At 66.7% G+C, this 3,666-nt stretch carries 4 protein-coding genes; all 4 read left to right on the top strand.

What is annotated here, in order from left to right; genetic code table 11:
• The coding region (locus tag WA805_RS11565) for a hypothetical protein (RefSeq protein ID WP_425242337.1) at positions 1–582 on the top strand (582 nt) is incomplete at its 5' end.
• Positions 579–2,159: a glycosyltransferase family 2 protein gene (locus WA805_RS11560; RefSeq protein ID WP_425242336.1), complete on the top strand. Its 1,581-nt coding sequence runs from the start codon at positions 579–581 to the stop codon at positions 2,157–2,159. The genes WA805_RS11565 and WA805_RS11560, both read left to right, overlap by 4 nt.
• Entirely contained in the window at positions 2,156–3,112 is a 957-nt protein-coding gene (locus WA805_RS11555) for a glycoside hydrolase family 26 protein (protein WP_425242335.1), read from the top strand. Before WA805_RS11560 ends, WA805_RS11555 begins: the two co-directional genes overlap by 4 nt.
• Positions 3,096–3,666, top strand: a 571-nt coding sequence (locus tag WA805_RS11550) for a hypothetical protein (protein ID WP_425240545.1), incomplete at its 3' end; no start/stop codon positions are given. The genes WA805_RS11555 and WA805_RS11550, both read left to right, overlap by 17 nt.

Below are 3,666 nucleotides of genomic sequence, written 5' to 3'. Positions count from 1 at the left end.
GCCTGGTTCGCGGCCATCGCCGCGGGTTACGCGGTGGACAGGTTCGTCGCGGCCGCGCCGGCAGGGAACAAGCGGACCATCACCTGCGGGGCCTGCGTCGTCGCCCTTTCCTTCCCCGTCACGCTCGGTTTCACTCAGTCCTGGGTGTTCTCGACAAGCTGGCCTAATTCGTCCGCTTTCATCGCGATACTCCGTCCGCTGGCGGACAACAGCACCGGGCAGCTGCTGGTCGAGGACCCGTCGATCGCGGAGTACTATCTGCCCGCCGGCAGCCGGTGGATGCGGTGGTCGAGCACCCGGAACATTACCCTGCCGTCGGGAGCTCCCACGGGCGGCCCGAGCGACAAGGCAGGCATCGTCGGTCCCGGTAACGCCGGGACGTTCGCTCTCTATATCTCGGAGGGTTACTTCTCCCTCATCGCGCTGAACTTCACCGACACGACCTCGCTGGACCACGCCCTCGCGGCGGATATTCACCGCAATCGTCACTACCACACCATCGAGGTAGTGCCTTACGGCCTTGGCCCGGCCGGACCTACACCCGGGACCTGGGTGATCTGGCAATACCAGCCGCGATCGTGAGCAAGCAGATGGACGCCGTCACCGGAATGGTCGCGAAACCGGTTACCGCCACGGGCGAACCGTACGAGCAACGTGGCCTGATGCCGCCGCATCCCCCGGACGACGACGAGAAATACCTCTACATCCGGCGGAACCTGCCCTACCTGGCGACCGTGATCCTCATCGGCTCGTGCTGCCTGATCGGAAGCCAGCTGAGCTTCGAACTGCACGACCTGGTGCTGGCGCCGTTCCTGCTTTTCACCGCCACGTACGTCGTCTACCAGGCGATAAGCCTGCCGCTGAATTTCACCGGCCACGGGTTCGACCTCGCCGTTCATCAGGCGCGGATCCGGGCCTGGTGCCCTCCCGCTTATCCCGACGTGGATATCTACCTGCCCATCTGCGGCGAGCCGATCGAACTGCTCCGCAACACCTGGACTGCCGTCGCAGACCTCATCGAGGAATACCCCGGCCGTGCGCGGCCCTATGTCCTTGACGACGGACCGTCCGGTGAGGCCCGCTTGATGGCCGAGTCCTTCGGCTTCCGCTATATCCACCGACCCGACTGGCCCGCCGGCAAGAAGGCTGGCAACCTGCGGTACGCCTTCTCCCGGACCGATGCCGAATACCTGGTCATCCTGGACGCGGATTTCGCTCCGCGGCGGGACTTCCTCGCCGAGACCCTTCCTTACCTGGACGATCCCGCGATCGCGATCGTGCAGACCCCACAGTATTTCCGGAGCAGCCCCGCGCAGACCTGGATCGAACAAGCAGCAGGGCCGATCCAGGAAGTGTTCTACCGGGCGGTCCAGGTGGCCCGCAACCGGTTGGACGCGGCCGTGTGCTGCGGTACGTCCGCGGTTTACCGGCGAGCTGCGCTTGAACCCTACGGCGGCCCAACGCTGATTCCCTACGCCGAAGACGTGCACACCGGGCTCGATGTGCGCAGAATCGGCTGGTCCATTGCCTACCTGCCGATTCTGCTGTCGACAGGGATCTGCCCGGACAATCTCGACGCGTTCGTGCGGCAGCAGTACCGCTGGTGCTCGGGGAATGTCGGCATCGTATTCTCCTGGCGGCTGTGGTCGATACCCATGCGGATTCCGGCCCGGCTCAGCTACATCTCCGGGTTCTTGTACTACGCCTACACCGCCCTTCTCACCTTTTTCGGGCCCATGATCCCCGTCGTCATGCTGGCCTTTCTTCCGAGCCAGGTCAGGCTGCGGAACTTCGTCATCCTGCTCCCGGCCATGCTGACCGGCTTCGTGCTGTACCCGCTGTGGCACCGCTCCAGCTACACCCCGTGGGTCTGGCCACTGGGCATCGCGCGCGGCTGGGCCCACGTGTTCGCTATCTGGGATGGTGTCTGGGGGAAGTCGATGAGCTGGCATCCGACCCGCACCCCGGGAAGCTCCCTGCGGCGCTTCCGCATCGGCGTCCGATGGTGGAGCGGCGGCATTGCCGTGCTGTGGCTGGCGCTGGCGCTGTGGCGCACGGCGACCTTCGGCTCCCCGCAGTTCGCGGTGCTGTTGTTCTTCGGCCTGCTCAATCTCGCCACGGTAAGCCGCGTCATTTTCCCAGGGGGTGGCAGAGCATGAGATCCCGGCTGGTCATGATCCTGGCCGTGGTGCTGGCCGCGGTCGCCAGTGCGGGCTCCGCCCTGCGGCTTGCGGGCAGCGGCCCAAGCGGATCGCCGCCCGCTCACGCCGCTCTTCCTGCCGAGCTGGCCGCGTACCTGGGCATCTTCGAAACCGGGGCACCGCCTGGCTACGGCCCGGTCGCCAGCTTCGCTCAGATGGCAGGCAGACAACCGAACCTCCTCGGCTATTACAGCGGCTGGGTCCAGCCGTTCGACACCTCATTCGCGGAGATGATCCACAAGCACGGCGTCGTGCCGTTCGTGCAGATCGATCCCACCGACGCCTCGATAGCGGCGATTGCCGCCGGCACCTACGACGAATACCTGCGTTCGTACGCCGACAGCGTCCGCAATTTCCGTCACGCCGTTGTCATCGGCTTCGGGCACGAGATGAACGCCTCGTGGTACTCGTGGGGGTACCGGCATGTCCCCGCCGCGACCTTCGTGGCGGCGTGGCGGCATCTGGTCACGGTGTTCCGCGCACAGGGCGCCGACAACGTCACCTGGGTATGGACACTCGAGGGAGATCAACCCGGCACCGGACCGGTCGCCTCCTGGTGGCCCGGCGCGCAGTACGTCACCTGGGTCGGCATCGACGGCTACTACTACCGCGGCTCCGACACGTTCGCCAGCGTGTTCGGCACGACCATTTCCCAGGTGCGAGCCTTCACGAGCAAGCCGGTGCTGCTTTCCGAGACGGCCGTCGGGCCGGACGCCGGCCAGTTCGCCAAGATCCAGGACCTGTTCCACGGGATGGCCGCGTACAAGACCCTCGGGCTGGTGTGGTTCGACAAGACCCAGCGTGGCGGGATCTACCGCCAGGACTGGCGGATCGAGGACGGCCTGCAGGCCCAGGTCTCCTTCCGGCTGGGCGTACGTGACGAGCTGACGCCAAATGGTCCAGTCAGCTAGCCTCGGCGCTATCCCCCGCGGCCAGGTGCCGGCCGCTGGGGCCGTCACCCGTCCTGGCTGGCACAGCCTGGCCGTCGGGCGGCGGCCGCTGCTCGTGGTCCTCACGGTCCAGGTCGTTCTGTCCCTTCGTCTGCTGGGAGCCAACACGGCATTCCAGGACGAGGCCCTGTATCTGCGGGCCGGACACCTGGAATGGGCCCACTGGCTGCACCACACGCCGATCCCGGATTTCCCCGCCTACTTCTCCGGCGCACCCGTCCTGTACCCGCCCCTCGGCGCTGTCGCCGACAGCCTCGGCGGCCTGGTTGCCGCTCGTGTCCTGTCGCTGTGCTTCATGGTCGGGGTTACCAGCCTGCTGTGGGCCACGACCGCCAGGCTGTACGGGAGGCGCGCCGCCCTGCTCGCGACCGGGTTGTTCGCCACCCTCGCCGGAACGCAGTTCCTTGGCGCCTTCGCGACCTTTGATGCGCTGGCATTGTTCCTGCTCGCCCTGGCCGCGTGGCTCGGCGTCCGGTCCGCGGACTGTCAGCCCTGGCCGCGGGCCGCTCTGCTCA

The sequence above is a fragment of the Trebonia sp. genome, from assembly GCF_049794275.1.
Taxonomy (GTDB): Bacteria; Actinomycetota; Actinomycetes; order Streptosporangiales; family Streptosporangiaceae; genus Trebonia.
The sequence above is the reverse complement of the archived record's forward strand: the minus strand, read 5'-3'. Positions and strand labels throughout refer to the sequence as shown.